The sequence below is a fragment of the Dactylosporangium sp. NPDC005555 genome, from assembly GCF_040605635.1.
Taxonomy (GTDB): domain Bacteria; phylum Actinomycetota; class Actinomycetes; order Mycobacteriales; family Micromonosporaceae; genus Dactylosporangium.
In genome coordinates this window covers 99653-126635 of record NZ_JBEXDG010000026.1, presented here as the reverse complement: position 1 = coordinate 126635, position 26983 = coordinate 99653, and the positions used below count along the sequence as shown (strand labels likewise).

Here is a 26983-nt window from a genome sequence, read left to right as displayed (position 1 = left end):
GCGGGCGCCGGTCGGCACACTCGCCCGGCCCGTCAGCGCTTGTGACCGGTCACCAGGGTCTCCGTGTCGGCGAGCGCGTGCACGGCGGTGTCCGTGAACCCGCCGGCCGTCAGGTACCGCTGACAGTCCGACGCCCGGTAGTCGCTGCCGCCGCCGTCGCTGATCACGTACAGGTGGAGGCTCTCGATCAGTCTCGGCAGCACTTCCCGCTGCTCGTCGACCATGCGCTCGATCACGAGGATCGTGCCGCCGGGGTTCAGTGCCGCGTATGCCTTGGCGACCAGCGCGTACCGTGTCTCCGGCGCGAAGTTGTGCAGGATGTGCCCGAAGATGAAGACGTCGGCGGGCGGGAACTCGTCGGCGAAGAAGTTGCCGGGGTGGAACTCGACCCGGCCCTCCAGGCCGGCGGCGGCGATCTGCTCCAGCGCGAAGGGCCGCACCTGCGGCAGGTCGAACACGCTGCCGCGCAGGTGCGGGTGCGCCGAGGCGATCGTGGTGAGGTGCCGGCCGTCGGCGCCGCCCAGATCCACCACCGAGTCGTAGCCGCTCCAGTCGATCGCCTCGACCAGCGCGGGGCCGGTGAGCTTGTTGACCTCCTTCATCATCTCCAGCAGGTGGCGCGCCTGGGCCGGATCGTCGAGGATCGCGCTGAAGTTCTCGCGGGCGTTGCCGTCCGTGGACCCGGCCTCGTCGGAGCGGGTCAGCAGCCCGGTGAGGTTCTCCCAGGCGGCATAGAGGGACTTGTTGTAGTACTTGAGCATGCCGCCCATGTAGTCCGGGGCGCCGGGCACCAGGTAGCGGGCCGCGGCCGGGCTGTTGGCGAACTCCTCGTCCCCGGTCTTGCGCAGCACACCCAGCACCGCAAGGACGTTCAGGAAGTCCGGCGCGGCCTGCTCCCGCACGCCGAGCTTCGCGCAGATCTCATCGGTGGTCATCGGACCGGTCTTGAGCAGGTCGAACAGGCCGAGCTCGTCGGCGGCCAGCAGACACCGCGCCTCGGCGAATCTGTTGGCGATCGCGAGGAACCCGGACAAGTCATCGAGCGGCGCGACGGGTGACGTCATCGTTCGGACCTCCATTACGGCTTGGCCCGCCTTGGTCCCTGGCGGCGGATCGGCTTTCTCGCCAGCCTGGCCGGGTGGGCTAAGGTCTGGCTAACTCCGAGCGGGCGGCCCTGGGACAGTGCCGCCGCCCGTAGGTGGCCGCTTCCGGGGGATAGGGGTGGCGTTGCCTCCCGCTCCGCGCATCCGCGAGGCGCCTAGGGGTTTCCGGTCACCCAGGTGCTACTTAGCGTTGGTTCAGTGCGGATGACCGCTGAGTCGCCGTCATCTGCCGCACGGCGATGCTTGGTGTGAGACGGGTCCACCGCCGGCCGGCGCCGCGGATGTCGCTCGACCTCGAGCGGCGTCCGCCGCCGGGAGTGGCACCCGCCGGACTCAACCGCAGGCACCAGGCGCGGGTTCTCGAGACGGGGAGACGATGTCGCGCGACATGGCTGCGAAGAGCATGTGGATTCAGCGCTTTCACGGGGCGGCCGAAGGTGGGGCACGCCTCGTCTGCTTTCCGTATGCCGGTGGATCGGCCACCTACTACTTTCCGCTCTCGGCAGCGCTGGCGCCCGATGTCGAGGTCCTGGCGGTGCAGTATCCGGGCCGGCAGGAGCGGCGCCGGGAACGCCGCGTCGACAATGTGCCCGACCTCGCCGCCGGGGTGGCCGACGCGCTGCTGGACCACTCTGACCGCCCTTTCGCGTTCTTCGGCCACAGCATGGGCGCCGTCGTGGCCTTCGAGACGGCACGGCGGCTCCAGTCGGCCGGCCTTCGCACCCCGGTGCACCTGTTCGCCTCGGGGCGCCGCGCGCCGTCCTGCCGCCGCTCGGACCGGATCCATCAGCGCGATGACGCGGGCATCGTCGCGGAGCTGCTGCGGATGGGAGCGACCAGTCCGCAACTGCTGCAGGACGAGGAGGTCCGGGCGTCGATCGTGGCCACCGTCCGGGCGGACTACCGGGCGATCGAGACCTACACGGCCGAGCCCGGTGCGACGGTCCGGTGTCCGGTGACGGTCCTGGTCGGTGACGCCGACCCGCAGACCTCCGTCGACGAGGCGGCGGCGTGGCGTCATCACACTGCCGGTCCGTGCGACGTCAAAGTCTTTCCGGGCGGCCACTTCTATCTGAACACCGCCCGGGCAGAGGTCATCGACACGATCCGCAGCACCTTGTCCGAGATGTCAGTTCGGCTCCACGGGCAGGAGGTCGTATGAGATATGAGATTCTCGGCCGTCTGAGGGTCAGCGATGGACCGCGCGCCGCCACCATCGGCGCGCAGAAGGTCGAAACCCTGTTCGCCGTGCTGCTGAGCCGGCCGAACCAGATCATCTCCGCCAGCCAGCTGATGGACGAGATCTGGGGTGAGCACATCCCCGGACGGGCCGCTGCCGGCATCCACGTGTACACGTCGCAGGTCCGCAAGTTCCTGACCCGCTTCCGGGGCGCCGAGGCGCCGATCGTCACGATCTCCCCGGGATACGTCTTCGACCCCCAGGACGACGAGCTCGACTACCAGCTCTTCGAGCGGCTGACGCGGCTCGGCAGCAAACACGCCAGGGAGAAACGTCACCGGCAGGCCATCGCCCACTTCGAGGAGGCGCTCGCGCTGTGGCGGGGACCGGTGCTGATCGGTCTCGGTCTCGGCCCCATTCTCAGCGGATTCGCGGTGCGGCTGACGGAGTCCCGGATGGAGTGCACGGAGGCACTGATCGAGTCCTGTCTCACGCTGGGCCGGCACCGTGAGGTGATCGGGCGCCTGTACTCCCTGACCGTGGAGAACCCGCTCCGCGAAGCCTTCTACCGCCAGCTCATGCTCGCCCTGTACCGCTCGGACCGGCAGGCCGACGCGCTGAAGGTCTACCAGACCGCGCGCCTGACCCTCAAGGAGGAGCTGGGACTCGAGCCCTGCCGGGCACTGCAGGACCTGCAACGCGCGATCCTGTCGGCCGATTACCAGGCCGGCCGGTTCCGGGCCAGCTGAGACGCGCCTGTTAGCCGCCCTTTAGCCCGACCGCTGAGGATCGACGCAGGTCGGTCCAGCGAGGAGTGAGATGGACGTCTTCGAGGATCGGGCCCGCACGCGCGGGCAGTCGCCGAGCGAGCCGAGCGGTGGCCCGGAGGAGCTGTTGCGGCTGCATCGGGCCGGGCGGCTCGCCGCCGAGTACCCACGCGTCAAAGGCCTGCTCGCGGACCTGCCGGGAGCGGAACTGGCGCGGGCCGGGCAGTTGCTGACGCGGCTCGCCCCCGAGGACGTGCTGCGTGAGCACCCCGGCACGCCGGCCATGACGGTGGCGATCACCGGGCACGGGACGCTGTCGGCGCTGCGCCCGGTGCTGACCGCCGAGCTGGCGCGGCACGGGCTGCTGAGTCAGCCGGTCCTGGCCGACTTCGACGGCTACGTCTTCGACCTCGGCGACCCGGGCAGCGCGCTGTACGCGACCGATCCCGATCTCGTGCTCTGCGTGCTGGACCCGATGGTCGTCTTCGACGAGGTGCCGACGCCCTGGCGGCCGGCGGACGTCGGACGCGTCCTGGACGAGAAGGTCCGCCTCGTCGAGCAGCTGGCGGCGAAGTTCGCGGCGCGGGGACGGGGCAGCCTCGTCCTCAACACCATGCCGTCCCTGCGACGCTTCACCATGCAGCTCGTCGACCACCGGTCCCGTGCCCGGCTCGGCGCGCTCTGGCGCGAGGCCAACATGCGGCTGCTCCGCCTCACCGACGAGTTCCCGTCGGTCATCACGGTGGATCTCGATCCGCTGCTCGCCGGTGACGTCGCGGCCAGCGAGATCCAGATGTCCGTCTACGCCAAGGCGCACCTGTCGTCCGGTCTGCTGGCCGCCTACGCCCGCGAGGTGGGCCATCTGGCCCGCAACATCGCCGGCCTGACCAAGAAGGTGCTGGTGCTCGACCTGGACGGCACGGTGTGGGGAGGCGTGCTGGGCGAGGACGGCGTCGCGGGCATCGAGGTGGCCGACAGTTACCGGGGTGAGGCGTTCAACGAGTTCCAGCGGGTGGTCAAGCAGATCGGCGCGCAGGGTGTGCTCGTGGCCGCGGTGAGCAAGAACGACATCGAACCGGTCGAAGAGGCGCTGCGCGAACACCCGCGGATGCTCCTGCGCCAGGACGACTTCGTGCACGTGATCGCCAACTGGCGGCCGAAGCACGAGAACCTGGCCGCCCTCGCGGACACGCTGAACCTGGGTGTCGACAGCTTCGTGTTCGCCGACGACAGCGCGTACGAATGCGGCCTGGTGCGATACGCGCTCCCGGGCGTGCGGGTGCTCGCGCTCGACGACGAGCCGACCGGGCATGTCACCAGGCTCCTCGAGGACGGCTGGTTCGACGTCCGCGAGCTGACGGACGAGGACAAGGTCCGACCCGTCCGGTATCGCGAGGACCTGGCCCGCAAGAGCTTCCTCGACACGTTCGACTCGATCGAGGACTACCTGCGGGAGCTGGACGTCCGGGTCCGGCTCGCCCCGGCCACCGAGGCGGAGGCGGCCCGCGTCTCGCAGATCACGCTCCGGACGAACCAGTTCAACCTGACCACGAAGCGCCTGCAGACGCCCGACGTGCACGACCGTCTCGGCGCTGCGGACTCGCCGGTCCTGGCGATCCACGCCGGCGACCGCTTCGGCGACAACGGTCTGGTCGGTGCGGTGTTCCTGCGACGGACCGGCACCGCCCTGCACATCGACAACTTCCTGCTGAGCTGCCGCGCGTTCTCCCGCGGCATCGAGCAGGCCTGCCTGACCGCGCTGCTGCACCACGCGCACGCCACCGGCGCGGACGCGATGTTCGGCACGTACCGGGCGACCGCGAAGAACGGCATGGTGAAGGACTTCTACCCGCGCAACGGCTTCCGGAAGCTGGGCGACGACGGAGCGACGGTCACCTTCCGCCACGATCTCGCGCGGATCGCCGCGCCGCCCGAGGCGGTTACCCTCATCAACGAGCTGGGAGCGGACGCGTCATGAACACGATCGACGACTTCCTGCTGCTCGTCGAGACCGAGCTCGGTCTGCGGGTTTCTGCACAGGAGGCGGCGCGGAGCTTCGACCAGCTCGCAGGCTGGGACTCGATGCACCTCCTGACGCTGATCGCGGCGGTCGAGCGCAGCAGCGGCCGGCAGATGTCGCTGGCGCGCGTGCTCGAGGCGGCGAACCTGGAAGAGATCTATCTGCTCGCCGCACGGCGGTGAGCGCGGGCGGCGCGATGGACCGGATCGTCGTGGTGGGCGCGTCGGCCGCGGGCCTGGCCGCCGCGGAAACCCTGCGCCGCGAGGGTTTCGCCGGCACGCTCACCCTTGTCGGTGAGGAGTCGCACCCACCGTACGACCGGCCTCCGCTGTCCAAGCAGATCCTGGCCTCGGCCTGGGAACCGGAGCGGCTGCACCTGCGGACCGAGGCGCAGGTCGCCGCGCTCGACCTCGACGTGCGTCTCGGCGTCGGCGCCACCGGACTCGACGTCGCAGCCCGGTCGATCCGGCTGGCCGACGGCGGGCAGGTCGCCTACGACGGGCTGATCGTGGCGACGGGCGTGCGCCCCCGCCGGCTGCCGGGCGCGGCGGCACACGTGCTGCGGACCGTGCAGGACGCGGTCGCCCTGCGCGCGCGGCTCGGCCCGGGCCGCCGGCTCGCGGTGGTCGGCGCGGGCTTCCTCGGCGCCGAGGCGGCCGCCGTGGCCCGCGGCCTCGGCTGCGAGGTGGTGCTGCTCGAGCCCGCACCGGTGCCGCTGTCGCACGCGGTCGGCGAGACGATCGGCCGGGTCCTGTCCGAGGTCCACCGCGAGCACGGCGTGGACCTGCGCACCGGTGTCACGGTCGCCGAGACCGCCGAGGGCGGGCTGCGCCTGGCCGGCGGCGAGCAGGTCGAGGCCGACGAGATCCTGGTCGCGATCGGGTCGCTGCCCAACACCGAGTGGCTCGACGGCAGCGGCCTGGAGGTGGCCGACGGGCTGGTCTGCGACCGGTACAGCGCGGCCACCCCTGGCGTGTACGGCGCCGGTGACGTCGCCCGCTGGCACAACCCGCGCTTCGGCGTGACGATGCGCATCGAGCACCGCACCAACGCCGCCGAGCAGGGCATGGCGGCGGCCCACAACCTGCTGCACCCGTCCGCACGCAGACCTTTCGCGCCGGTGCCGTACTTCTGGTCCGAGCAGTACGACATGAAGATCCACGCCTACGGCTACCTGCGTGGTCACGACACCGTCGAGATCGTCGAAGGCGACCTGCGCCGGCGCCGCTTTCTCGCCACGTACCGCAGCAACGGCGCCCTGGTCGGCGCCCTGGCCGTCGGCATGCCCCCCGCCGCCGTGCGCCCCTGGCGCCGGGCCGTCGCCTCCGGCGCCACGCACCCGGCGTAGCCGGGACGGTCGACGGATGCGTCGACGCGCCGGTCGACGACGCCCGCCGGATCGTCCGCGCCGCCGGCGAGGGCCACCTCGGGGAAGCGAAGGTGGACGACCTCACGCTCGCGGTGAGCGAGGTCGTGGCGAACGCGTACCGGCACGGCCGGCCGCCGGTGCGCCTGCGGGTGTGGGTGGCCGACGGACGCGCGGTCGTGACCGTCGCCGACACCGGACCCGGCCCGCAGGACCCGTTCGCGGGGCTGCTGCCCGCACCCAGTGAGGACTCGGCCGGCTACGGGCTGTGGATCACGCACCAGATCTGCGACCACGTGAGCCTGCGGCGCACGCCGGAGGGCTTCACCGCCCGGCTGACCGTCCTGCAGCACCCGTCGCTGTCGTGATTACCTCGCCGGACAAGCGCGGCGCAACTCGTAAACGGCTTTTCCGGCACCCGCGCAAGAATGAAGAAGCGGTTCTCCCGTGGGGGATGGGATCGTGGCTGCGGCAATGAAACGCCCGCGGCGGCGACGGCTCCCCGAAAGGACGGACCATGGCGCACATCGATCTCAGGGTCGACGAGAAGCAGTTCCCCGGCATCACCGGACCGATGCGATTCCGCCCCGAGACAGCGAAACCGCTCAACGATCTCGCCGAGGTGCTGCTGCGCGCCCCGAATTCGCTGCCGTCCGGTGAGCGGGAGTTGATCGCCGCCTATGTGTCCGGGCGCAATGACTGCAACTTCTGCTGTTCGTCGCATTCGGCGTTCGCCGCGGTGCAGCTGGAGGAGGGCTACGCACTCGTCGACCAGGTCCGCGCGGACCTCGACACCGCGCCGGTCCCGGCCAAACTGCGGGCGTTGCTGCGCATCGCCGGCGCGGTGCAGATCAGCGGCCGTGAGGTCACGACCGAGCTGATCGAGGCGGCCCGTGCGGAAGGCGCGACGGATGTGGAGATCCACGACACGGTGCTGATCGCCGCCGCGTTCTGCATGTTCAACCGGTATGTCGACGGCCTGGGCACCTTCGCCCCCGAGGGCCGCGACGCCTACGCCGAGTCCGCGCGCCGCGTCGTCGAGCTCGGTTACGGGCAGGCGATCCCGGCCGCCTGAGCAACAACAGAGGTGGGCACCGCCGCCGGTGTCCGCGATGGTCGTGAGATGGATCGCGGACACCGGCTGCTCGACGCCGCACAGCGGTTGCGTGCGGACATGCTCGACCGGCTGGGCACCCTCGTCGCGTGCGAGTCGGCGCCGGGCGCACTGCCTCACCTCAGGTCCTGCGCCGGCCTGCTCGCCAGGTGGGGATCGCAGGTGCTCGGCCGGCCCGCCCAGCGGGTCGTGGTCGACGGCCTGCCGCACCTGCTGTGGCCGGCCGAGGACCAGCAGGTGCTGCTGCTCGGCCACTTCGACACGGTCTTCCCGGTCGGCACGATCCGGTCCAGGCCGTTCACCGTCCTGGGGGACATCGCGACGGGTCCCGGCGTGTGCGACATGAAGGCCGGCATCGTGCAGATGTTCGCCGCGCTGCGCCTGATCGAGGACACCTCCAGGGTAGGCGTCCTGCTCACCTGCGACGAGGAGACCGGCTCCGTCACGTCCCGGCCGTTGATCGAGCGGGAGGCGCGGCGCTCCTCAGCGGTCCTCGTCTGCGAGGCGGCAACCCCGGAGGGGGACGTGAAGGTGGCCAGGAAGGGCGGCTCCGTGTACAGCCTCACCGTCCAGGGCCGCGCCGCGCACGCCGGCGTCGAGCCGCACCGCGGCGTCAACGCCACGGTCGAGGTGGCCCATCAGATCCTCGCGCTGGGCGCGCTCGGTGCGACGGACGGCGGCGGCACCTCTGTCACCCCGACCCTGCTGTCCGCCGGCACCACCACCAACACGGTGCCCGACAGAGCCCACCTGGCCGTGGACGTCCGGGCCTGGACGAGGAGCGAGCTCGAACGCGTCGATGACGCCATCCGCGCACTGGTGCCGTTCCTGTCCGAGGCGACGCTCACCGTCGGCGGCGGGATCAACCGTTACCCGATGTCGGAGGAGCTCGCGCGGCCACTGCTGGAGCTCGCCCGCTCGACCGCCCGCGGTCTCGGCATCCCGGATCTCGGCGGCGCGTACGCCGCGGGCGCGTCCGACGGCAACTTCACCGCCGCGCTCGGCGTGCCGACCCTCGATGGCCTGGGCGCGGTCGGCGGTGGGACGCACGCGTCCGACGAGTACGTCTGCGTCGACCGCATGCCGGAACGCGCGGCGCTGCTGGCCGGTCTCGTCGACACGCTGTGCGCACAAGGGCGTCCCATCGACGAGGTCCCGTAACGTGCGGGAGCATGACGAGCATTGCAAAAGTAGGCGTCGAGGAGGAGTTCCTCGTCGTGGACACCGGCGGCGAGGTCGTACCGGAGGCGGCGGCCGTCGTGCACCTCGCGAGCCCTGCGCTCGGCGCCCGGGTCGGCGGCGAGATCACCAAGCTGCAGGTGGAAACCCGCACCGACCCGTGCCGCGACCTGAGCGTGCTCGGCGCGCAGCTCGCCGAGGCCCGGGCCGCCGTGCAGTCCGCCGCCCTGTCGGCCGGACTGCGGGTGATCGCGAGCGGTTCGCCGGTGCTCGGCCGTGCCGTGCCACCGCCGATCACCGAGGGGCCGCGCCAGGATCTCGGTAACGCCACGTTCCGCGGGCTGCACGACGAGCTCGCGATCTGCGCCGTCCACGTCCACGTGGAGCAGCTCGACCGGGACCGTGCCGTGCTGATCGGCAATCACCTGCGCCCGCACCTGCCGGTGCTGCTCGCCCTCACGGCCAACTCGCCCTTCTGGGCCGAGCGCGACACCGGGTACGCGAGCTGGCGCGGCGTGACCTGGGGGCGCTGGCCGGTCGCCGGCCCGCCGCCGTTCCTGACCTCGGCGCGGCAGTACGACGAGCACGTGGACCTGCTGCTCGACGCGGGTGCCCTGGTCGACCGCGGCACGATCTTCTGGGACCTGCGCCTGTCGGCGAGTCACCCGACGCTGGAGGTGCGGGTCGCGGACGTGCCCGTCACCGCCGAGGAGTCCCTGGCGCTCGCCGCGTTGGTCAGGGCACTCGCCACCGTCGCCGGGGAGGCCGTCGACCGGGGCGACGAGGGGCCGCGGCCGCTGCCTGAGCTGATGCGGCTCGCGTACTGGCGCGCCGCCCGCGACGGCATGGGCGGCCACGGCGTCGACGTCACCACGGGACGGCTGCTCCCGGCCGCCGCCCTCGCCGACCGTCTGGCCGCACTGGCCCGGCCGGCGCTCGAGGAGGCGGGCGACGTCGACCTGGTCGAGGGGTGGCTGGCGCGGCTCGCCACGCACGGCGACGGGGCGACCCGTCAGCGGGCCGCGGCGGCGGTGCGCGGCCGGCTCAGCGACGTCGTCGACGAGCTCGCCGCCGGCACCGCGCCGGATGTGCTCAGCCGCGAAGTCAGCACGCCTGCATAAGGACGAATCTGCTGTCTCCGCAACGCTGGTGGGGTCGGCCGCCGCGGCGACCGGCCCCACCGAGCAGGGGAGGTCATCAGGTGAGCGACGCAGACCTGCTACCCACGGTCCCGGTCCGGCACGAGCGCAGGCTTCCGGCGGACATGGTGCGCGAGGCGGAGGCGTTCGCCGAGCGGATGGCGCAGCGGCGCTCCGTGCGTGACTTCGCCGCCGAACCCATCCCCGACGGGGTGATCGAGGCCGCGATCCGGGCCGCGTCGACCGCGCCCAGCGGCGCCAACATCCAGCCGTGGCGGTTCGTCGTGCTGAGCGACCCCGAGCGCAAACGTCGGCTGCGCGAGGCGGCGGAGGCCGAGGAGCGCGCGTTCTACGACCGCCGTGCCTCGCAGGAGTGGCTGGGTGCGATCGCCGGGCTCGGCACCGACTGGCGCAAGCCGTTCCTGGAGACCGCACCCGCCGTCATCGTCGTGTTCGAGGTGCACCACGGGCCGCGCAGCCCGAAGCCCTACTACGTCAAGGAGTCCGTCGGCATCGCGGTCGGCCTGCTGATCACCGCGCTGCACCACGCGGGTCTCGTCACGCTGACGCACACACCCAGCCCGATGCGCTTCCTCAACGAGGTGTGCGAACGTCCGCCGGAGGAACGGCCGTACGTGGTGATGCCCGTCGGCCATCCCGCGTGCGACGCCCGGGTCCCCGACCTTGTCCGCAAACCCCTCGACGAGGTCATGGTCCGCTGGTGAGGTCCTGCTCCAGGAACTCGGTCAGCGGTGTGACGTGCCGGTCGGGCCGGCGCCACTCGGCCAGCAGATCCTCCAGCAGGTGGTGCTCGACCAGCAGGTGCCCGCCGCGGTACCGGCGGATCACCGGATGAATGAAGGCGCTCTCGCGGGCCCGGTCCGGCGTGGGATGCCGCTCGATCGCGAAGACGTCGCCGTAGTCGTCGCGCCCCCACCGCAGCGCGAGCGTGTACCAGTGCGTGGCGGCCGCGAACCGCTCCACGGCGTAGTCCTCCGGCAGGTCCTCGAAGTGGTGGAAGTCGCCGGTGGCGTCGTCGCGGACGAAGACGTCGCAGAGGTACTCGAACTGGGTCCACAGCGCCGAACTCCAGTTGACCCGGTCGAGCATCAGCTTGGTCAGCGACACCGCATCGGCCTGTGCCACCGTGAACGGCAGCGGCGTGCCCTCGTACCGCTCCCGCAGCATCCGGGTGAACGTCCGCAGGTTGTAGCGGAACCCGTCGATGAACGGCGACGAGGCGTGCTTGACGTCGCGGGCCTGCGCGATGGTCCCGGCGAAGTACAGGTCGTCGACGTTGGTGGACTGCCAGTCGGGGCGCAGCCCGGGCATCCGCCCGTCCCTGATCAGCTCCGGCCGTGACGTGTCGTCGAAGATGCCGGTGTCCATCCGGAAGCCGGTGCAGCGCAGCACGGTGTGGTAGTCGAGCACAGCCGTCTCGCCCTGGGCGTGCGTGTACGTGATCCGCACCTCGAACCGCCCGTCGACGGGCCGGATCTCGTCGATCGTGCAGTCCAGCACCGAATGCAGGGTCTTGAACTGGTAGCTGTCGAGGATCGCGCCGTACTGGCCGCGCACGTCCCCGGGGTGTTTGGTGTTCCACGCCAGGCGCAGCGGCTGCCGGCTGGCCAGGTGCACCATCGATGCCCGGCCGAGGATGGCCGACGCGGTCTCGAACGCGGAGTTGCCTTTGCCGATGATCAGCACCCGCTGGTCGTCGTACGCCTTCGGGTTGATCTCCATGTCCTCGTACCCGATGGCGTGCTCGATGCCCTTGATGTCCGGCACGAACGGATGTCCCCATCCGGCCGCGACGACGACGCATTCCGCGCGGACCTCACCCCGGTCGGTGCGCAGCGTGAACCCGTCACCGGTCCGGGTGATCCGCTGCACGGCCGTGCCGTAGCGGACGTTGAGCCTGTGCACGCGCTGAAACTCGGCGAGGTAGCGCACCAGGTCGTCGGCCGCCGGCAGGTATTCGTCGCTGAACTTCGTGAACAGCAGCTCGGGATCGTCGTTGAGCAGCGTGTTCCAGTCCCAGCGCAGGCGGATCTCCGGATCGGTGCTGTCGGTGTGCACCTTGTTGAGCGAGATGAGCCGGCGGTGGCGTGGAAACCGGCGGAAGAACCCGCCCGGCGCGTGTTCCCGCTCGAGCGTCAGGTAATCGGCACCGTGCTGCTGCAGGTAGTAGCTCAGTTGGACGCCGGCGGGTCCCGCCCCGACGATGACATATCTGTGTTGGCTGTCGGCCATCCCGCGCCTTTCGACGTAGAGGAATTGTATCGACACCATGGAATGGATGGCGACGCATGTCAACGTCAACGTCCCGGGCCCAGCCGAAGACGGGCCGCTGAGGCGGCAGGGTGCCGACCCGCACGCGCCATCGGCGCCGCTCTTCCCATGGCCGTCCCAGGTCCGCACACTGTGCCGGTGCGCAAGACACGGGTCTTCTGGACCGCGGCCGTCCTCGGTCTCGCCCTCGCCAACGGCTGGTTCCCTGGCTGCTCGACCAAGGTGACGGTCGAGCTTGCCGGCGGGGTGCGGACGAACGACGCTTCGTCGTGTCGGTCCGAAACGTCGCGCTTTGCTTGTTCGCTAACTGCGCTCCGGCGCCGTACCCTGTGCGAACGAAAGTTCGAGGGGTTCCGCAGCCAACGTTCCGACCGGACGGTAGGCTCGCAAGTCCCGCAGTGACACACAGGAGGCCGTAGATGGCTCGTGCGACGTCCGCCCGGCCGGAGTCGACCCGCCGCCGGCAGCGGTGGCCCGATGGGTACGACCCGGAGAACACCCGGAAATCGCTGATCACGAGCGCGCTGGAGCTGTTCGAGAAGCGCGGCTTCGACCGTACGTCGGTGCAGGAGATCGCGGACCAGGCGCAGCTCACGAAGGGTGCGTTCTACCACCACTTCGAGAGCAAGGACGACCTGCTGCGGCACATCCAGGAGGAGTACCTGGAGGCTCAGCTCGCCGCGATCCAGCAGATCGAGGCCGGCAGCGACGACCCGAAGGTGCGGGTCCAGGAGCTGATCCGGTTCAGTCTGACCAGTGTCGCCGAGTACCGGGCGCACGTGACGATCTTCTACCAGGAGCGGCGGTACCTGACGGGGGAGCTGTTCGCCGAGGTGACCCGCAAGCGGGACCTGGTCGAGGCGGCCTTCGCCGGGATGGTGCAGGACGGCGTCACCCGCGGTGTGTTCCGTGCGGACGTCGACGCCCGGATCGCGACGTTCGGTCTGGTCGGCATGTGCGCGTGGGCGTACCAGTGGCTCAACCTGAGCGGCCCGCTGAGCGTCGACGAGGTGGCCCGCCAGTTCAGCGCGATGGTCCTGGAGGGCCTGTACGCCTGACGAGCAGGGCGAACCCTTGAATTGGCCGCACTCGGTGTGGTAGATACCTTCCAGTCGGAATGATTGGGGGGTTCGTGACTCGAGCGGTTCGGGCAGGCATGGACTTCGTCACGGCGCTGGACCGGGGCAGCCTCGGCGGGCTCGCCCGGCTGTGCGCGCCCGGCGCGACCTGGTGGGTCGACAGCGGACCCGACCGGCGCGGCGGCGACCCGGAAGTATCGCCCGGCGGCAGCGGACGGTTCCCGCTGCACGGGCTGATGCTCATGGACGACAAGCTCACCCTGATGCGGTCGCTCGGGCCGAAGGCGTTCCCGACCGGCTGCCGGCAGGTCCCGCGCCGGGTGATCGCCGGGACCGGCACGTCCGTCATCGAGGTCGAAGGCCACGGCGTGCACGCCTCGGGCCTGGACTACGCCAACCGGTACGCGTTCGTGTTCGACGTCGACGCGGCCGGGGCGATCGTGTCGGTGCGCGAATACCTCGACACCATCCACGCCCAGCACGTCGTCGGCGGCGCCGCCCCGGTGCCCCGCACCACCCTGGACCGCGTCCCGCCGCCCGGCGCGCAACGACCGCAGAGCCGGGCGGAGGAGCTGGCGCTCGCGCTGTGGCCGGCCCTGGAGGCCGGTGACATCGCCGCGTTCGGTGCGCTGTTCGGCGTCGGCGCCACGTGGTGGACGGACTCCGGGCGGGACCGGGAGCGCGGGCGGCTGCACCGTACCGGCGACATCGCCGCGAACGGTCCGTTCCACGGCACCGTCGCCATCGCCGACAAACTCGCCGCGATGCGGGCCAGGATCGCCTCCGGTGCCTACGCCTCCGCCGCCGTCGCGGTCACCGCGCACCGGTGGGTCGCCGACGACACGCTCGTCGCCATCGAGGCGAGCGGCGACGCGACCCTGGGCGGCGGGCTGCGGTACCAGAACCGCTACCTGTGGGTCGTCGACGTGCGACCGGACGGCATCGCGCAGGTCCGCGAGTACTGCGACACCCTGCACATCGCCGACCTGATGGGTTACAGCGCATGACCGGGCTTCCCTACACGGACCTCAACCACGTCCTCACCACCACGCGGTCGGTGCGGCTGCGGCTGGACTACGACCGCCCGGTGCCGATCGACGTGATCGGCGAGTGCCTCCAGCTCGCGTTGCAGGCCCCGACCGGCGGCGCCGCCGAGGACTGGCGCTGGGTCGTGGTCGGCGACCCCTCCCTGAAGGCCGAGCTGGCCCGGCTGTACCTGGACGCCTATCTGGAATACGTGCACAAGCCGCTGCACAGCGCCGAGGGCACCGAGAGCCGGACCGTGCGGGGCCGCCTCGGCGGGGTCGACGAGCTCGGCGCGGTCAGCGCCCGGACCGCGCGGATCCTCAGCGGCGCCGAGCACCTCGCGCACCACATCGGCCGGGCGCCGTTCCTGGTCGTCCCGTGCGCGACCCGGCCCAACCCGGCCAAGGGCGGCCCCGGCACGCACTCGGCCGTGTACGGGTCGCTGTATCCGGCGATCTGGCAGTTCAACCTCGCACTGCGGGCCCGCGGGCTCGGCACCGTCATCACGACCCTGCACCTGCACCACGCCGCGGCCGCGGCCGCGCTGCTCGGCATCCCCGACGACGCCCTGCAGATCACCATGCTCCCGATCGCCTACACCCAGGGCACCGACTTCAAGGTCGCCGCCCGCAAGCCCGTCAGCAGCGTCGCCTTCCTCGACCGGTGGGGCGACCCGCTGCCCTACGAGGACAAACCCGTCGACCGCCTGACGGGAGAGGACACCACATGAGCGAGTTTTGCGAGCGAATCATGTTGCAGTGCGGTCTGGTGCCTCATGGCGCCGGCGAGCGGAGCGAGGTGGCGGCATGAGCGTCCCCGCCGTGATCACCGACATCGACGAGGTCCTGACCACCACCCGCGCGGTGCGCCGCCGCATGGACTTCACCCGGCCCGTCGACCGCGCCGTCGTGGAGCACTGCCTGCGCCTGGCCCAGCAGGCACCGATGGGCTCCAACCTCGAGGACTGGCGCGTCGTCGCGGTCGACGACCCCGCGCTGAAACGCCGCATCGGGGCGCTGTACACCGAGGTCTGGCACCAGACCGTCGAAGGGCCCCTGGCCGGCGGTGAGGCGGCGACGACCACCCGGCTGTCGCCGTCGGTGCGGCCCGACCCGGTGTCGCAGGACCGGCAGGCGCGGATCCTGACGGCCGTCAAGTACCTCGTCGACCACCTCGAGGAGGTGCCGGTCCTGGTCGTGCTGTGCAGCACCAAACCCGTCCCGCAGCGCCCGCTCGGCGGCACGGCGTCGGGCTACTACGGCTCGATCTTCCCGTTCGCCTGGTCGTTCCAGCTGGCGCTGCGCTCCCGCGGCCTGGGCTCGGTGATGGCGACCGCCCTCGCGCACAAGGCGAAACAGGTGCAGGAGGTGCTCGGCCTGCCCGAGGACTGGCGGCCGATCACGCTGCTGCCGGTCGCCTACACCAAGGGCCTCGACTTCCGGCCCGCCGCCCGCGCCGACCTCGCCGACGTGACGTTCTGGAACGGCGCCACCGAGCGGGCCGGATCCGCGCTCACGACAGAGCCGTCCGCGTGAGGGCCGCGTTCGTCACCGAGCCGTCCGCGGCAGACCCCGTCGCCGCCATCCAGGTCGGCGAACTCGACACCCCGGCCGTCCCCGACGGCTGGGTCCGCGTCGACGTGCGGGCCGGCGCGCTCAACATGCACGACCTGTGGACACTGCGCGGCGTCACCCGCCGCCCGCACACCGGCCCGCACGTGCTCGGCAGCGACGCCGCCGGGGTCGCCGAGGGCCGGGACGTCGTGGTCTACCCGGTGCTGCCCACGTCCGACGGCCGGGCCGTCGCGCACGCGACCCTGCTGCCCGACGCCGGCCACGGCGTGCTCGCCGAGCACATCGCCGTCCCGGCCGGGCACGTCGTGGCGCGTCCCGAGCATCTGGACTGGGCGGAGGCGGCGAGCCTGCCGACGGCGTGGCTGACCGCCTATCGGATGCTGTTCACCAAGGCCGCCCTCGCACCCGGTCAGGTGGTGCTGGTGCAGGGCGCCGGCGGGGGAGTGGCGACCGCCGCGGTCAGCCTCGCCGCCGCGGCCGGCGCCACGGTCATCGTCACCTCCCGGTCGGCGGAGAAACGCGAGCGGGCCCTCGCGCTCGGCGCCGCCGCGGCCCTCGAGACCGGCGCGCGGACCCCGCAGCCCGCCGACGTCGTCATCGAGACCGTCGGCGCCGCGACGTTCGAGCACTCGACCCGCTCCACCCGCGTCGGCGGGACGATCGTGGTCTGCGGCGGCACCAGCGGCTTCACCGCGAGCCTCGACCTCACCCGGCTGTTCGCCCGGGAGATCACCGTCCACGGGTCGACGATGGGGTCCCTGGAGGAGTTCCGGGCGCTGCTCGGCTTCGTCACCGAGCACCGGCTCCGGCCGGCCGTCGACAGCACCGTCGACCTCGCCGAGGCGTCCACCCAGGCCGCCCGGATGCTGTCCGGCGCCGCCTTCGGCAAACTCTGCGTGCGTGTCGCATGACCGCGGTCGTGATCACCCGTCGCGGCCCGGCGCTGTGGGCGCGGATCGACCGGCCCGGCGCCGGCAACGCGTGCAGCTCCGCGGTGATGGACGGCCTCGACGAGTGGCTCGCCGCAGCCGCGGATCCCGGCGTCCGGGCCCTCGTGCTCACCGGCACCGGCCGCAGCTTCTGCGCCGGCGCCGACCTCACCGAGGCCACGGCGCTCCTCGGTGATCTGCCCGCGCTGCGCTCGTTCCTGGACCGGGGCCGGAAGCTGGTCCGGGCTGTCTTGGCGGCAGGTGTACCGACGATCGCCGCCGTCAACGGTGCGGCCTTCGGCGGCGGCCTGGAGCTGCTGCTCGCCTGCGACATCGCGGTCGCCGCGGACACCGCCCGGATCGGCGACCGGCACATCGCCGTCGGTCAGGTCCCCGGGTGGGGCTCCAGCGTGCTGCTGCCGCACGCCGTCGGCCCGGCGCTCGCCAGGCGGCTGCTCATCGCCGGCGAGACCTGGACCGGCGAGGAGGCCGCACGCCGCGGACTCGTCAGCGAGGTCGTCCCCTCGGCGGACCTCGACCGGCACGTCGACGCACTCGCCGAGCGGATCGCGACCCTCGACGCGGCGGCGGTGCGGCGGATGCTGCGGGTCGCCCGGCCGGTCATCGCCGCCGACGCGTGGGACCGCGAATGGAACACCCTCACCGAGCACGTCGCCGCCCTCGCCACCGAACCGGAGTGACCATGCGACCCGTCCGCCTCACCACCGTGCCCGCCCCCGACGACCTGCTCGGACTGGTGGGCCAGGACCTCGGCGCCAGCGAGCCGCAGGTGGTCACCCAGGACCAGGTGGACCAGTTCGCCGACGTCACCAAGGACCACCAGTGGATCCACGTCGACGTCGAACGCGCCCGCTCCGGCCCGTTCGGCACCACGATCGTGCACGGCTTCCTGACCCTGGCCCTCGTGCCGCGCCTCCTCGCCGACATCCTCGAGGTCCAGACGTACTCGATGGGCGTCAACTACGGCATGGACCGGGTCCGCTTCGTCAAACCACTCCCACCCGGCGTCCAGATCCAGGGCACCGCCACCCTCCTGTCCGCGAAACCGATCGATGCCGAAGCCGGCCGCCCCGCCGGCGTCCAGGCCAAGGCATCGGTGGTCGTGGAGTTCACCGAGACCGGCGAGACCTGCTGCGCCGCGGAAATCCTCTTCCGCTACTACAGCTGACCCCGCCGGTCCTGACCCCTCGCCCCGACGACGGCCGATGAGCACGTCGGGGCCGGGCGGGCGCGGCCCGAGCGTCACCGCCAGTACCCACGGATGCGCCAGGAAGCCCGCCGCCCAGGCACTGAGCCCGGGCCCGCCGGCCGGCTCGACCGCGGGCGGCACGCCGATCGCCCGCTCGACCATCAGCGCGTTCGTGGCGTTCGCCTCGCCACGGCCGGATACGACCGGCGCGAGCATCACCAGCTCGCCCTACCGGTAGATCCTCACCGAAGTCGAGCCCGGCCTCTTCGCTCTCACCCAGAAACGGACGTTACCCTCCGAACCGCCTCTCAGCGGTGAGGTCGGCCAGTAGGTACTCGCCTTTGCGTGCTGCTGAAAACGGCCCGGGCCGGCCAAGCGGGCGCCGCGGTGCTGGGCGCCCGCTTGGCGGGTCAGCCGTTGTTGTCGATCAGGCCGGCGATCTCGTTGTAGATGAGGTGGGCCTTTGCGCCCTGGTTCGCCGGGCAGCCGCCGAGGTGGTGCAGGGCGACCACGCGGTGGGTGCCGCTCAGCACCGGCGAGCCGGAGTTGCCGCCCGAGGTGTCGCAGCTGTAGCTGATGTTGTACGTGTTGTAGTTCGCGTTGCTCACGGCGCAGGTCGGGCCGTTCTGCGTGTTCTCGAAAATCGACAGTCGCTTCGGGTTGCCGTCGCCGTGGCCCGGGATGTAGATGCGCGTGCCGGTGGTGGTGGCGCTCGTCGCCAGGTAGAGCGTGCCGAAGCTCTGGATGTTGGCGAAATTGTTCACCGAGTACAGCGTGTAGTCCAGCTGGCTCGAGCCGCCGCTGCTCACTTTGTACAGCGTGGCGCCGCTGACCTTGGTGCCGGCTCCGGGATTCCCGCCGCCGCACGTGGCGCACTGGTAGTTGAACTGCATCTCACTGGCGGTGACGGCGGCCTGCGTCGAGAAGCAGTGCTTGTTCGTCAGCATCCGGTTGGTGTTGCCGACCCGCCAGGTGGTGCACAGCCCGCCGCCGCCGATCAGCAGCCGGGCCACGGCCTGGCCGCGGGCGTACTCGGTGGGGTGGCTGTTCTGGTAGCACACCACGTCGCGGCGGGCGTCGGTGCTGCAGACGGACATGATGGAGAAGTTGTACCGGGTGATCTCCGCCTGGTCGTAGCCCCGCCAGAAGCGGTCGACGGTGACGGCGTTCGCACGGGAAGCTCGCTTGCTGTGCACTGTCACCACCGCGGTGTCGCCCTCGACCGACATCGCCCAGAAGCCCGGCTGCCCGTCGGTCGTGTAGTCCGAGCCGGTGTCCCGGCTCAGGTTGCGGTCGTACCGGTAGCTTTCCCGGCCGTCGGGGCTCGACACGGTGACGTATTCGCCGCGGGCCAGCCGGAGGGCACTGATGTGGACCTTGACGTAGGTCGCGCCGGGATGCGAGATGACCTGTGTGCGGCCGGTGGCGGCATTGGCCGGCGCGGCGCCGATGGTGCGAAGTTCGCCGACGGTCGTGACGCCCTCCGCCGAGAACTGGTCCGATGCAGATGCGCGCACGGAGCCCGGCGCGACCGGCTGCACCTCGGCGTGGGCGGCCGACGTCGGCAGCAGACCCAGCCCGAGCACGCAGGCACTGCCTGCGACTGCCGCGGTCCGCAGCCAGCGCAGTACATGTCTCATCGTTCCTCCCCAGGAATCGGCACCTGTAGATGCTTCCCGCCTTCATACAGGAGACCGCAACGACATACAACAGTATCGATGCGTACGACGACGCGCCTGGAGATAGCAGTTTGCTCATATCGCGCGCTCGTACCGACGACAGCGCATGCGATCGGGGAATGGGATTGGTGCTCAGAGTTTGTAGTTGCCGGGCGGCAGCGGACCGGGGCTGGTGCCCGGCAGGTTCGCCAGCAGCGGGCCTCCGTACGTCGCGGCGTCAGTGGGATGGCGCCAGCCGACGTCCAGACTGATCGTGGCCGCGAGGTCGTTGGCCTCAATGAACTCCCACATTTCGTCGCTGAAGTCGTCGTCGCGGCCGAGATGTTCCTCGGGCCGGCCGGGCACACCGTTGTCCCGCATCCACTGCCGCTCGATGGGCAAGGGTTCACCGGACGACTGCTGCGGATCGATGCTGCTGAACCGCCGGACGGTGGCGCCGTTGCGGGCGACCAGCCACGCCGATCCATCCCCCTGTGCGCCGAAGTAGAACGCGTGGGCCTCCCCGTACTCCGCACTCAACCGCTCCAACGTCACCTTCACGTCGTTGTGGCGTTTGCCGAAGGCGTTACATCCGGGCCCGACGACAGGCGTCCAGCCGTTGACCGCCGGGCCGACGTAGACCTTGCCGGCGTCGCGATCGCAGTGCTCGAGGATGTCAATGACGCTGCAAGCCAGGTCATACGTCACAGGCCGCGGACCGGTCAGGCCGATCGATGCCATCACCGCTGTCTGGTCGTTACTGGGGATGCACCACCAGTACGTCCAGCACGACATCACCGGCCGTAGAGCATCGTTCCGCCGCCGGATCCGGACCAGCCGCTCCACCGAAGCGATGTCCGCGGGCTCCAGCGCCGCCTCGCCACCCAGATAGGCCAGCGCGTCGAGCGCTGTCAGCCGCAGGTGTCCAGGACCGTCACGCCGGACGGCGCGCAACGCCGCCAGCGTCTCCGGCGTGTCGTCGAGACGGCGCAGGATTCTCCCGCGCCCTTCCGAACGCGCTGCGGCGCGCAACTGCTCCAACACCTCGCGAACATCAACCACGCGGACAACCTAGCGCCTCCGACGCAGGTCCCTCGGCCTCAATTCCAGCAATTGACCTTTGCCCGGCAAGCGACACGGATGGCATGCCTCAGGCCAACATCAGCCACACTGACATGCCGCGAAGTGTCCGCGACGTTCCGTGACGAGCCTCTCGGTTGCCTTGTGTTCCTGGCATCCATTCGCGCCGATGAGTGCGCCTGCCGGTCGTCGTCGGAACGTCGTACCCGACCGTTCAGTCGACGCGGATGTGCAGCGCGGTGGTGTCCGGTTCCGCGGCGAAGCGCGCGGCGAACTCGTCCTGCAGCGAAAACAGTTCGGCCATCGGCGCCGGTCCGCGGGTGGTGGCGGCGAGGTCCTGGTGCGCTTCCAGGGACCACAGGAACGGGTAGACCGTGATGCCGTGCGACAGCGGCAGCGCGCGGGTCTCCGCTTGCCAGCCCGTCCATCGCAGCGACTCGTAGAACTGCGTTGTGCCGCCCTCGGCGATCCACGACAGCCAGGCGCCATGACCTGCGCCGAGGGATTCCCATGCCAGGGTGTCGGGGGCGAAGTAGCAGACGTCGCCGGCGTTTCCGGGCCGGCCGGACGCCGCCGGATCGGCGCCGTTGACCTCGAACCGCCCACCGAGGACGTCATGACCCACCACGAGCGAAGCAGGCGGTCGACCGTCACCGGGCAGGCCGTTGGCATGCGCCAACGACGGCAGGCCGGCCTCATCACCGCCGCCGAGCACCCTGAGCCAGCCGTCGTCGACGAGCAACCCGCCGGTGTGCAGCGCCAAGGCGCCGAGCCGGGACCGGCTGGAAACCTGCAGCCGATACAGACAGTCCCGGCCGGCCCCGGCAGCAACCGGCAGAATGGTGACCTGCGGATTGGACAGCAGGTGCGCCTCCAGGGCCGGCCACGCGGGCTCCGGCGTCGCTGTCAGCTCTTCCACACCGCGCATCCGATCATCATGCCCTGCGCGATGCGCACTGCGGCGAACGGGCATCCAACGTGATGTTCATGGCTGCCGGTCGGGCGCTGCGGCTCGGCAAGCGCACTGTCCGTGCCGAGGTCAGCGCGGCTGATCACGGGCCAGGGAACCTACTCGCGGACCACCCGGTCGATGCGGCGGTCGGGGATGATCCACATGATCGCCGCGCCGACGAAACACGCCAGGGCGATCCAGACGCCGATGCGTCCGCTCCGGTCGATCGACAGAGCGCTGAGGGCCCCGGCGAGGTAGAGCACGGGGGAGAGCTTGCCCTTGAGGTCACGGCCGACGGCCCGCCTCAGCGGCGAGTCCGGTCCCTGCCCTCGGATGATCACGGTTTGGAGCACGAAGTACGCGATGGCCGCGGCGAGCAGGTTCAGGCCGTACATGACGACCGGGGTCGGCTCGAACCTCGACTCGTCCATCCAGGCCGTCGTGAACGGGAACAGCGACAAGCAGAACAGCAGTGCCAGGTTCGCCCACAGCACGCCGCCGCCGACCTGCCGCACCAGATGGAACATGTGATGGTGGTTGTTCCAGTAGATGCCCACATAGACGAAGCTGAGCAGATAGGTCAGCAGCCCGACGCCGGTCGTGTGAAGAAGCCCGGCGAGGTCGTGATCCTCCGGCACCTTCAGCTCCAGCACCATGATCGTGATGATGATGGCGAGCACGCCGTCACTGAACGCTTCGAGTCGACTGGTCCTCACCGCCCTGCCGCCCGTCGCCCGTTGAGGATCCACTTGTTCGACGCTGTCATGTCCTGCCCCTGTTGCTGATGGCCGATACCGGCTGGGGACCGTGGTCGCCGGTCTTTGTGTCGTCACCGGCCAAGACCGGGCAGCCGTGGAATCTGTGACACCCCGCCGGCGTGTCACACGTCGCCGGGCTGCCCTGTCATGACTGGTGTTCACCCGCGCACCGCATGGAGGAAAAGATGAGTTTCCCCGCCGGCGACGAGACCTTCCTGCATAGGCTCGAGCACAACGTCAGGGCAGAGTTGGCACAGGCCGAGACCAGCCCGCTCGATGCCGCCCTCGCAGTGCCGATCGACGAGTGGATGTTCGACCCGGCGGATGCCGAGCGCGAGGAAGTGGGCCTCCGCAGCCTTCTCGGCGCAGTCGAGGCCCTGGAAGGCGGCCCACGACCCGCCGAGCGGGACCGCGACCGAGGTGCCTGAGAGCTGGCAGCCACATGGCCGCCCGCGACCGTTGTCTCAGGCTGGTGCGCGCTGTGGACCGGCCCGCTACGGGCTGATGCCGCCGGGCGCAGCGTGCGAAACGCCTCGACGGCCGGCTCGCCGCCGGCCCCATCGGCCCGGCCGACCTGCTCACCTTCAGTACACCTCGAAATATCTGACGACCGTCGGTCACAACCGGCGGTGCCGTCCGGTCATAGCTGACGCAGACAGGTAAACCCGCAACAGAGGGAGCGAAAGACATGAAGATCGCCGTGCTGGGTGGCACCGGGCTCATCGGGTCGCAGGTCGTCAAGATCCTGCAGGCCGAGGGGCACGATGCGGTGCCGCTGTCCCCGTCGAACGGGGTGGACCTGCTCACCGGCGAGGGCCTCGACATCGGGCTCAAGGGCGCCGACGTCGTGCTGAATCTGACCAACTCGCCGACCTTCGACGAGGCATCGGCCGACTTCTTCCGCACCACGATGGACAACCTGCTGGCGGCCGCGCAGCGCGAGGGCGTCGGCCACACCGTGATCCTCTCGATCGTCGGCGTCGACCAGGTGCCGGACCTCGCCTACTACCGCGCCAAGGTGCTGCAGGAGGAGATCCTGAAGGCCGGCCCGGTGCCGTACTCGATCGTCCGCGCCACCCAGTTCTTCGAGTTCGTCGACGCGATCCTCTCCTGGACCGCCGACGGCGACACGGTGCGGCTGCCCGGCACGCCGGTGCAGCCGATGGCGTCGGCCGACGTCGCGAAGGCGGTGGCCGACGTCGCCGTGGGTGCGCCGCTGCAGGGCACCCGGAACGTGGCCGGCCCGGAGGTCTTCACGCTCGACGAGTGGGGCCGCGCCGCGCTGGCCGCCAAGGGCGACCAGCGCACGGTCGTCGTCGACCCGACCGCCGGCATGTTCGGCGCGGTGTCCGGCGACGTCCTGACCGCCCCGGAGGGCGCAGTCCTCGCGAAGACCGCCTACCGCGACTGGCTGACCCGCTAGGCGCCGTGATCGGCGGCCGGCGCCTCGTCGAGGTGCTGGCCGCCGATCACTTTCAGAAGCTCGAGTTTCTCGCTGCTCTCGCTGCCGGGTTGCGCGGTGTAGACGACCAGCTGCTGCGACTGGTCCGGATCGATCAGCCGCTGGCAGTGCAGGTCGATCGGCCCGACCTCCGGGTGCATGAGCCGGACCTGGCCACAGTAACGGCTCGCCACCGGGTGCTCGCGCCAGAGCGCGGCGAACTCCGGGCTTTCCGCGAGCAGCGCGCCGACCAGCGCGCCCGCCCGGGAGTCCTTGCCGTCACGGATGTACGACTCGTGCAGGTCCGCGACGATGAGCGGCCCTTCCGCGGGCCGGAGCAGCCGCGTCGCCGGGTCGGTGAACCAGCGATAGTGCAGACTGCGCGCGAGACCGTTGTGGACGCTCTCGTCGCCGATCAGGGCGACGGACAGCGGGGTCTGCAGCAATGTATCGCCGAGCGGGCTCACCACCTGCGCCGCGGCATCTCGCAGACCGTCGAAGACGCGCATCATCCCAGGGTTGACGTGGTTGTCGGTGGAGCGGCGCGGAGTGGCGTACCCGGCCAGCCGGAAGAGATGGTCACGCTCCTGCATGGACAGTCGCAACCCGCGGGCGAGCGCGCCGAGGATCTGCTCGGAGGGGTGTGGGCCGCGCGGCTGCTCGAGGCGGCTGTAGTAGTCGATCGACATGTCGGAGAGCACCGCGACCTCTTCGCGGCGCAGGCCGTGCGTGCGCCTCCGCCGGCCGCGGGGCAGCCCCACATCCTCCGGTTGCAGGGCTTCACGACGGGTGCGCAGGTACTCGGCCAGCCGTTCACGGTCCATGCTCACACCGCCGCGAACTCGACACCGGCGAGACGCTGCGAGACGTCCCACAACCTGGCGGCCCCGGCCCCGTCGCGTGCCGGACGGTAGAGGTCCAGCTCGGCCGGACCGCCGGTGAACTGGCCGAACCCGTCCGGGCCGTAGAAGTGGCCACCCTCCGCCTCGGGGCTGGTGGCCGCGTACAGTGCCGGGAGCAGGCCCCGGTCGACGCCCTGGACCAGCACGCCCCAGCTCGCCAGGCGCCGCATGACGGCCTCGATCGGCGAGGGCTTCTCCCGGCCCAGGTTGGGGCCGGTGGCGTACAGGCCGGTCAGGGTCGTGCCCGGGTGGGCGGCGTTGCTGACGATTCCCCACCCGGCCGCTCGCGAACGCCGGTCGAGCTCGAGCGCGAACATCAGGTTCGCGAGCTTCGACTGGTTGTACGCCCGGACCGGTGCGTACGACCCCTCGCTCTGCAGGTCTTCCCAGTTCAGCTTGGCGTGCCGCGCCGCGCTGCTGGTCATGGTCGTCACCCGGGCCCCGCCGGCGCTCAGCAGTGGCAGCAGCCGGCCGGTGAGCGCGAAGTGCCCGATGTGGTTGGTCCCGAGCTGCAGCTCCAGGCGGTCGGCGGTGACGTGCCGCGTGGCCGGCGCCATCAGCCCGGCGTTGTTGATCAGGATGTGGATCGGCCGCCCTTCGGCGTTCAGGGCGTCCCCGAGCGCCTCGACCGACGTCAGCGCGGCCAGGTCGAGCTCGCGGAGCGACACGTGGGCGCCGGGCGCCTCAGCGCGGATGCGGCGCAGCGCGGCTTCGCCCTTTGCCTCGTCGCGGACCGGCAGGAGGACCTCGGCACCGGCCGCGGCCAGGCGGGTCGCCAGGCCGAGTCCAAGGCCACTGCTCGCTCCGGTCACCACGGCGAGCCGTCCGGTCAGATCAACGGTGTTGTGCATGGCCACCTTCTTCATGCCTCAACGCTGACGCCGCTGGTCGTTCGCAGCCATGTACTGCCAGTACAAGGCTGCGCCGTCAGCCGGTTCCAGGCAGCGGGACACAGTGCAGACAGGCAACCTCCGTCTTCTGTCTCTCGCTGCCAGCAGCCATGACAGGGCAGGCGCTCACGCTGTGACAGTGGCGAACGCCGCGATCTTGTGAGGGTTCATCATCCACAGCACCTGATCGATACCGGTCTCGGAGGCGTTGATCGTGACCATGCCGAGCAGCGCGTCGCCGCGGCGCATGACCGCGCTGGTCTGCCCGTTCGTCGTGACCCACCGCACGTCCACGCCCTCCCAGTACCAGCTGGAGAACGCCGCCGTGTACCTCGCCACCCGGGCCGCACCCACGACCGCCTTGCGGGAGATCTGACGCGCGCCGTTGCCGTCGGAGACGCTCGCCACCTCGGCCGCGAACAGCTTCTCGAGCATCTCGAGGTCGCCGGTGCGGGCGGCATCGAGGAAGGTCGCCAGCAGCCGCCGCTGCGCGGTCTGCGGCACCGGGAGCTTCCGCCCGCCGGCGACGTGCTTGCGCGCCCGGCTGACCAGCTGGCGGACGGCCGGCTCGGTGGACTGCAGGATCGCGGCGATCTGCTGGTACGGGTAGTCGAACGCCTCCCGTAGTACGTACGCCGCCCGCTCGTGCGGCGTGAGCTTCTCCATCAGCATCAGCACCGCGAGCTCCAGCGCCTCCCCGCGCTCGGCGCCCAGCAACGGGTCTGCGCTCGTGTCGACCGGCTCCGGCAGCCAAGGCCCGATGTACGTCTCGCGGCGCGCCCGGGCCGACTGCAACTCGTTGATGGCCAGCCGCGTCGTGGTCGTCGCCAGAAACGCCCCCGGATTGTTGACGACGCTGCGATCGGTCGTCTGCCAGCGCAGCCAGACGTCCTGCACCAGATCCTCGGCCTCGCTGACGCTGCCGAGCATGCGGTACGCGATCCCGAACAAGCGTCGACGCACGCCCGTGAAAATCGACGCCGCGTCGTCGAGATCTCCCACCACCGGCTGTTCCCCCAAGGTCGTTTGCGACTCCCAGGCTAACCGCTGTCCATCACTCGCGAGCCTGAGCGCCGGTCGCATACCGCCTGTTCCGAAGTGCGGCTTCCAGCCGGTCGCGGACGTCGGGCTGGGTGGCGATCCGCTCGTTGAGGACCGCCAGCCGCTCCAGCGCGACCCGCAGCCCCGCGCTGGAGGGCGGCGCGGCGGCGACATCGCCGTCCAGGCATGGCAGAAACACGCGGACATCTGCGCGGGCCCGTCCTCGGCGGTGACAACCCGGTGGATTCCTGTTCGCGGGCGCACAGCGATCCACCGGGTTGTC

Annotated in this window: 31 protein-coding genes; 20 read left to right on the top strand and 11 right to left on the bottom strand. The window is 70.9% G+C overall.

What is annotated here, in order from left to right:
• Window positions 1–32 precede the first annotated feature (32 nt).
• Window positions 33–1064 carry a methyltransferase gene (locus ABZS58_RS27710; protein WP_354786130.1) on the bottom strand — a complete coding sequence of 344 codons (1032 nt, stop codon included), beginning with the start codon at window positions 1062–1064 and terminating at the stop codon, window positions 33–35.
• 415 nt (window positions 1065–1479) lie between these two features.
• Here ABZS58_RS27710 and ABZS58_RS27705 point away from each other — a divergent pair, with 415 nt between their 5' ends.
• The 10 genes from ABZS58_RS27705 (at window position 1480) to ABZS58_RS27660 (ending at window position 10593) form a co-directional block, all read left to right on the top strand.
• Entirely contained in the window at window positions 1480–2265 is a 786-nt protein-coding gene (locus ABZS58_RS27705; RefSeq protein WP_354786129.1) for an alpha/beta fold hydrolase, read from the top strand.
• Entirely contained in the window at window positions 2262–3032 is a 771-nt protein-coding gene (locus tag ABZS58_RS27700; RefSeq protein ID WP_354786128.1) for an AfsR/SARP family transcriptional regulator, read from the top strand. The genes ABZS58_RS27705 and ABZS58_RS27700 overlap by 4 nt, the downstream gene beginning before the upstream one ends.
• A gap of 70 nt (window positions 3033–3102) precedes the next feature.
• A complete protein-coding gene (locus tag ABZS58_RS27695; RefSeq protein ID WP_354786127.1) occupies window positions 3103–5028 on the top strand; it encodes an HAD-IIIC family phosphatase in 1926 nt (641 codons plus the stop codon).
• Window positions 5025–5252, top strand: coding sequence for an acyl carrier protein (locus ABZS58_RS27690; RefSeq protein ID WP_354786126.1), 228 nt, complete (start codon window positions 5025–5027; stop codon window positions 5250–5252). Before ABZS58_RS27695 ends, ABZS58_RS27690 begins: the two co-directional genes overlap by 4 nt.
• A gap of 14 nt (window positions 5253–5266) precedes the next feature.
• Entirely contained in the window at window positions 5267–6418 is a 1152-nt protein-coding gene (locus ABZS58_RS27685) for an FAD-dependent oxidoreductase (protein ID WP_354786125.1), read from the top strand.
• Window positions 6376–6804 (top strand): ATP-binding protein, encoded by a 429-nt coding sequence (locus tag ABZS58_RS27680; protein ID WP_354786144.1) that lies wholly within the window; start codon window positions 6376–6378, stop codon window positions 6802–6804. The genes ABZS58_RS27685 and ABZS58_RS27680 overlap by 43 nt, the downstream gene beginning before the upstream one ends.
• A gap of 149 nt (window positions 6805–6953) precedes the next feature.
• The gene (locus ABZS58_RS27675; protein WP_354786124.1) at window positions 6954–7511 is read left to right on the top strand and encodes a carboxymuconolactone decarboxylase family protein; all 558 of its coding nucleotides are present in this window, start codon (window positions 6954–6956) and stop codon (window positions 7509–7511) included.
• Between the two features lie 48 nt (window positions 7512–7559).
• Window positions 7560–8711, top strand: coding sequence for a M20 family metallopeptidase (locus ABZS58_RS27670; RefSeq protein WP_354786123.1), 1152 nt, complete (start codon window positions 7560–7562; stop codon window positions 8709–8711).
• A gap of 11 nt (window positions 8712–8722) precedes the next feature.
• A complete protein-coding gene (locus ABZS58_RS27665; protein ID WP_354786122.1) occupies window positions 8723–9850 on the top strand; it encodes a glutamate--cysteine ligase in 1128 nt (375 codons plus the stop codon).
• A gap of 143 nt (window positions 9851–9993) precedes the next feature.
• Window positions 9994–10593, top strand: a complete 600-nt coding sequence (locus ABZS58_RS27660) for a nitroreductase family protein (protein ID WP_354786143.1) — start codon at window positions 9994–9996, stop codon at window positions 10591–10593.
• Here the strand turns inward: ABZS58_RS27660 and ABZS58_RS27655 are convergent.
• Entirely contained in the window at window positions 10577–12121 is a 1545-nt protein-coding gene (locus ABZS58_RS27655; protein ID WP_354786121.1) for an NAD(P)-binding domain-containing protein, read from the bottom strand. The two genes, ABZS58_RS27660 and ABZS58_RS27655, sit on opposite strands and share 17 nt — an antisense overlap.
• Before the next feature lie 458 nt (window positions 12122–12579).
• Here ABZS58_RS27655 and ABZS58_RS27650 point away from each other — a divergent pair, with 458 nt between their 5' ends.
• The 8 genes from ABZS58_RS27650 (at window position 12580) to ABZS58_RS27615 (ending at window position 18216) form a co-directional block, all read left to right on the top strand.
• Window positions 12580–13218, top strand: coding sequence for a TetR/AcrR family transcriptional regulator (locus tag ABZS58_RS27650; protein ID WP_354786120.1), 639 nt, complete (start codon window positions 12580–12582; stop codon window positions 13216–13218).
• Between the two features lie 98 nt (window positions 13219–13316).
• Complete coding sequence (locus ABZS58_RS27645; protein ID WP_354786119.1) at window positions 13317–14246, top strand: hypothetical protein; 930 nt, start codon at window positions 13317–13319, stop codon at window positions 14244–14246.
• A complete protein-coding gene (locus ABZS58_RS27640) occupies window positions 14243–14995 on the top strand; it encodes a nitroreductase family protein (RefSeq protein WP_354786118.1) in 753 nt (250 codons plus the stop codon). Before ABZS58_RS27645 ends, ABZS58_RS27640 begins: the two co-directional genes overlap by 4 nt.
• 76 nt (window positions 14996–15071) lie before the next feature.
• Window positions 15072–15800 (top strand): nitroreductase family protein, encoded by a 729-nt coding sequence (locus ABZS58_RS27635; RefSeq protein WP_354786117.1) that lies wholly within the window; start codon window positions 15072–15074, stop codon window positions 15798–15800.
• The gene (locus tag ABZS58_RS27630; RefSeq protein ID WP_354786116.1) at window positions 15797–16750 is read left to right on the top strand and encodes a zinc-binding dehydrogenase; all 954 of its coding nucleotides are present in this window, start codon (window positions 15797–15799) and stop codon (window positions 16748–16750) included. The genes ABZS58_RS27635 and ABZS58_RS27630 overlap by 4 nt, the downstream gene beginning before the upstream one ends.
• Window positions 16747–17469, top strand: coding sequence for an enoyl-CoA hydratase/isomerase family protein (locus ABZS58_RS27625; protein WP_354786115.1), 723 nt, complete (start codon window positions 16747–16749; stop codon window positions 17467–17469). The genes ABZS58_RS27630 and ABZS58_RS27625 overlap by 4 nt, the downstream gene beginning before the upstream one ends.
• 2 nt (window positions 17470–17471) lie before the next feature.
• Complete coding sequence (locus ABZS58_RS27620) at window positions 17472–17957, top strand: MaoC family dehydratase (protein WP_354786114.1); 486 nt, start codon at window positions 17472–17474, stop codon at window positions 17955–17957.
• Window positions 17958–17994: 37 nt separating this feature from the next.
• Window positions 17995–18216, top strand: a complete 222-nt coding sequence (locus ABZS58_RS27615) for a hypothetical protein (protein WP_354786113.1) — start codon at window positions 17995–17997, stop codon at window positions 18214–18216.
• 172 nt (window positions 18217–18388) lie between these two features.
• Here ABZS58_RS27615 and ABZS58_RS27610 read toward each other — a convergent pair whose 3' ends face one another.
• The 5 genes from ABZS58_RS27610 to ABZS58_RS27590 form a co-directional block, all read right to left on the bottom strand.
• Window positions 18389–19618: a serine protease gene (locus ABZS58_RS27610; protein ID WP_354786112.1), complete on the bottom strand. Its 1230-nt coding sequence runs from the start codon at window positions 19616–19618 to the stop codon at window positions 18389–18391.
• Window positions 19619–19789: 171 nt separating this feature from the next.
• Window positions 19790–20698 carry a hypothetical protein gene (locus ABZS58_RS27605; protein WP_354786111.1) on the bottom strand — a complete coding sequence of 303 codons (909 nt, stop codon included), beginning with the start codon at window positions 20696–20698 and terminating at the stop codon, window positions 19790–19792.
• Between the two features lie 232 nt (window positions 20699–20930).
• Entirely contained in the window at window positions 20931–21644 is a 714-nt protein-coding gene (locus ABZS58_RS27600; RefSeq protein ID WP_354786110.1) for a DUF2625 family protein, read from the bottom strand.
• The gene (locus ABZS58_RS27595; protein ID WP_354786109.1) at window positions 21623–21772 is read right to left on the bottom strand and encodes a hypothetical protein; all 150 of its coding nucleotides are present in this window, start codon (window positions 21770–21772) and stop codon (window positions 21623–21625) included. Before ABZS58_RS27595 ends, ABZS58_RS27600 begins: the two co-directional genes overlap by 22 nt.
• Before the next feature lie 12 nt (window positions 21773–21784).
• Complete coding sequence (locus tag ABZS58_RS27590; protein ID WP_354786108.1) at window positions 21785–22384, bottom strand: TMEM175 family protein; 600 nt, start codon at window positions 22382–22384, stop codon at window positions 21785–21787.
• A gap of 227 nt (window positions 22385–22611) precedes the next feature.
• On the opposite strand from ABZS58_RS27590, the gene ABZS58_RS27585 reads away from it, so the two are divergent.
• Window positions 22612–22854, top strand: coding sequence for a hypothetical protein (locus ABZS58_RS27585; RefSeq protein WP_354786107.1), 243 nt, complete (start codon window positions 22612–22614; stop codon window positions 22852–22854).
• Between the two features lie 260 nt (window positions 22855–23114).
• Window positions 23115–23849 carry an SDR family oxidoreductase gene (locus ABZS58_RS27580; RefSeq protein WP_354786106.1) on the top strand — a complete coding sequence of 245 codons (735 nt, stop codon included), beginning with the start codon at window positions 23115–23117 and terminating at the stop codon, window positions 23847–23849.
• Here the strand turns inward: ABZS58_RS27580 and ABZS58_RS27575 are convergent.
• From ABZS58_RS27575 to ABZS58_RS27560, 4 genes are all read right to left on the bottom strand, one after another.
• Window positions 23846–24691, bottom strand: coding sequence for a helix-turn-helix transcriptional regulator (locus ABZS58_RS27575; RefSeq protein ID WP_354786105.1), 846 nt, complete (start codon window positions 24689–24691; stop codon window positions 23846–23848). The two genes, ABZS58_RS27580 and ABZS58_RS27575, sit on opposite strands and share 4 nt — an antisense overlap.
• Window positions 24692–24693: 2 nt before the next feature.
• Window positions 24694–25635 carry an SDR family oxidoreductase gene (locus ABZS58_RS27570; RefSeq protein ID WP_354786104.1) on the bottom strand — a complete coding sequence of 314 codons (942 nt, stop codon included), beginning with the start codon at window positions 25633–25635 and terminating at the stop codon, window positions 24694–24696.
• A 150-nt stretch (window positions 25636–25785) separates the two neighbouring features.
• Window positions 25786–26661, bottom strand: coding sequence for an RNA polymerase sigma-70 factor (locus tag ABZS58_RS27565; protein WP_354786142.1), 876 nt, complete (start codon window positions 26659–26661; stop codon window positions 25786–25788).
• Between the two features lie 52 nt (window positions 26662–26713).
• Complete coding sequence (locus ABZS58_RS27560; RefSeq protein ID WP_354786103.1) at window positions 26714–26899, bottom strand: hypothetical protein; 186 nt, start codon at window positions 26897–26899, stop codon at window positions 26714–26716.
• Window positions 26900–26983 lie beyond the last annotated feature (84 nt).

What these genes read in the sequence shown, in the direction of transcription:
- ABZS58_RS27675 (WP_354786124.1), top strand. Translation starts at nt 6,954, where the DNA reads ATGGCGCACATCGATCTCAGGGTCGACGAGAAGCAGTTCCCCGGCATC.
- ABZS58_RS27670 (WP_354786123.1), top strand. Translation starts at nt 7,560, where the DNA reads ATGGATCGCGGACACCGGCTGCTCGACGCCGCACAGCGGTTGCGTGCG.
- ABZS58_RS27705 (WP_354786129.1), top strand. Translation starts at nt 1,480, where the DNA reads ATGTCGCGCGACATGGCTGCGAAGAGCATGTGGATTCAGCGCTTTCAC.
- ABZS58_RS27575 (WP_354786105.1), bottom strand. Translation starts at nt 24,691, where the DNA reads ATGGACCGTGAACGGCTGGCCGAGTACCTGCGCACCCGTCGTGAAGCC.
- ABZS58_RS27655 (WP_354786121.1), bottom strand. Translation starts at nt 12,121, where the DNA reads ATGGCCGACAGCCAACACAGATATGTCATCGTCGGGGCGGGACCCGCC.
- ABZS58_RS27625 (WP_354786115.1), top strand. Translation starts at nt 16,747, where the DNA reads ATGACCGCGGTCGTGATCACCCGTCGCGGCCCGGCGCTGTGGGCGCGG.
- ABZS58_RS27570 (WP_354786104.1), bottom strand. Translation starts at nt 25,635, where the DNA reads ATGAAGAAGGTGGCCATGCACAACACCGTTGATCTGACCGGACGGCTC.
- ABZS58_RS27650 (WP_354786120.1), top strand. Translation starts at nt 12,580, where the DNA reads ATGGCTCGTGCGACGTCCGCCCGGCCGGAGTCGACCCGCCGCCGGCAG.
- ABZS58_RS27640 (WP_354786118.1), top strand. Translation starts at nt 14,243, where the DNA reads ATGACCGGGCTTCCCTACACGGACCTCAACCACGTCCTCACCACCACG.
- ABZS58_RS27610 (WP_354786112.1), bottom strand. Translation starts at nt 19,618, where the DNA reads ATGAGACATGTACTGCGCTGGCTGCGGACCGCGGCAGTCGCAGGCAGT.
- ABZS58_RS27600 (WP_354786110.1), bottom strand. Translation starts at nt 21,644, where the DNA reads ATGCGCGGTGTGGAAGAGCTGACAGCGACGCCGGAGCCCGCGTGGCCG.
- ABZS58_RS27700 (WP_354786128.1), top strand. Translation starts at nt 2,262, where the DNA reads ATGAGATATGAGATTCTCGGCCGTCTGAGGGTCAGCGATGGACCGCGC.
- ABZS58_RS27660 (WP_354786143.1), top strand. Translation starts at nt 9,994, where the DNA reads ATGGTGCGCGAGGCGGAGGCGTTCGCCGAGCGGATGGCGCAGCGGCGC.
- ABZS58_RS27585 (WP_354786107.1), top strand. Translation starts at nt 22,612, where the DNA reads ATGAGTTTCCCCGCCGGCGACGAGACCTTCCTGCATAGGCTCGAGCAC.
- ABZS58_RS27665 (WP_354786122.1), top strand. Translation starts at nt 8,723, where the DNA reads ATGACGAGCATTGCAAAAGTAGGCGTCGAGGAGGAGTTCCTCGTCGTG.
- ABZS58_RS27695 (WP_354786127.1), top strand. Translation starts at nt 3,103, where the DNA reads ATGGACGTCTTCGAGGATCGGGCCCGCACGCGCGGGCAGTCGCCGAGC.
- ABZS58_RS27620 (WP_354786114.1), top strand. Translation starts at nt 17,472, where the DNA reads ATGCGACCCGTCCGCCTCACCACCGTGCCCGCCCCCGACGACCTGCTC.
- ABZS58_RS27645 (WP_354786119.1), top strand. Translation starts at nt 13,317, where the DNA reads ATGGACTTCGTCACGGCGCTGGACCGGGGCAGCCTCGGCGGGCTCGCC.
- ABZS58_RS27615 (WP_354786113.1), top strand. Translation starts at nt 17,995, where the DNA reads ATGAGCACGTCGGGGCCGGGCGGGCGCGGCCCGAGCGTCACCGCCAGT.
- ABZS58_RS27685 (WP_354786125.1), top strand. Translation starts at nt 5,267, where the DNA reads ATGGACCGGATCGTCGTGGTGGGCGCGTCGGCCGCGGGCCTGGCCGCC.
- ABZS58_RS27580 (WP_354786106.1), top strand. Translation starts at nt 23,115, where the DNA reads ATGAAGATCGCCGTGCTGGGTGGCACCGGGCTCATCGGGTCGCAGGTC.
- ABZS58_RS27710 (WP_354786130.1), bottom strand. Translation starts at nt 1,064, where the DNA reads ATGACGTCACCCGTCGCGCCGCTCGATGACTTGTCCGGGTTCCTCGCG.
- ABZS58_RS27690 (WP_354786126.1), top strand. Translation starts at nt 5,025, where the DNA reads ATGAACACGATCGACGACTTCCTGCTGCTCGTCGAGACCGAGCTCGGT.
- ABZS58_RS27635 (WP_354786117.1), top strand. Translation starts at nt 15,072, where the DNA reads ATGAGCGTCCCCGCCGTGATCACCGACATCGACGAGGTCCTGACCACC.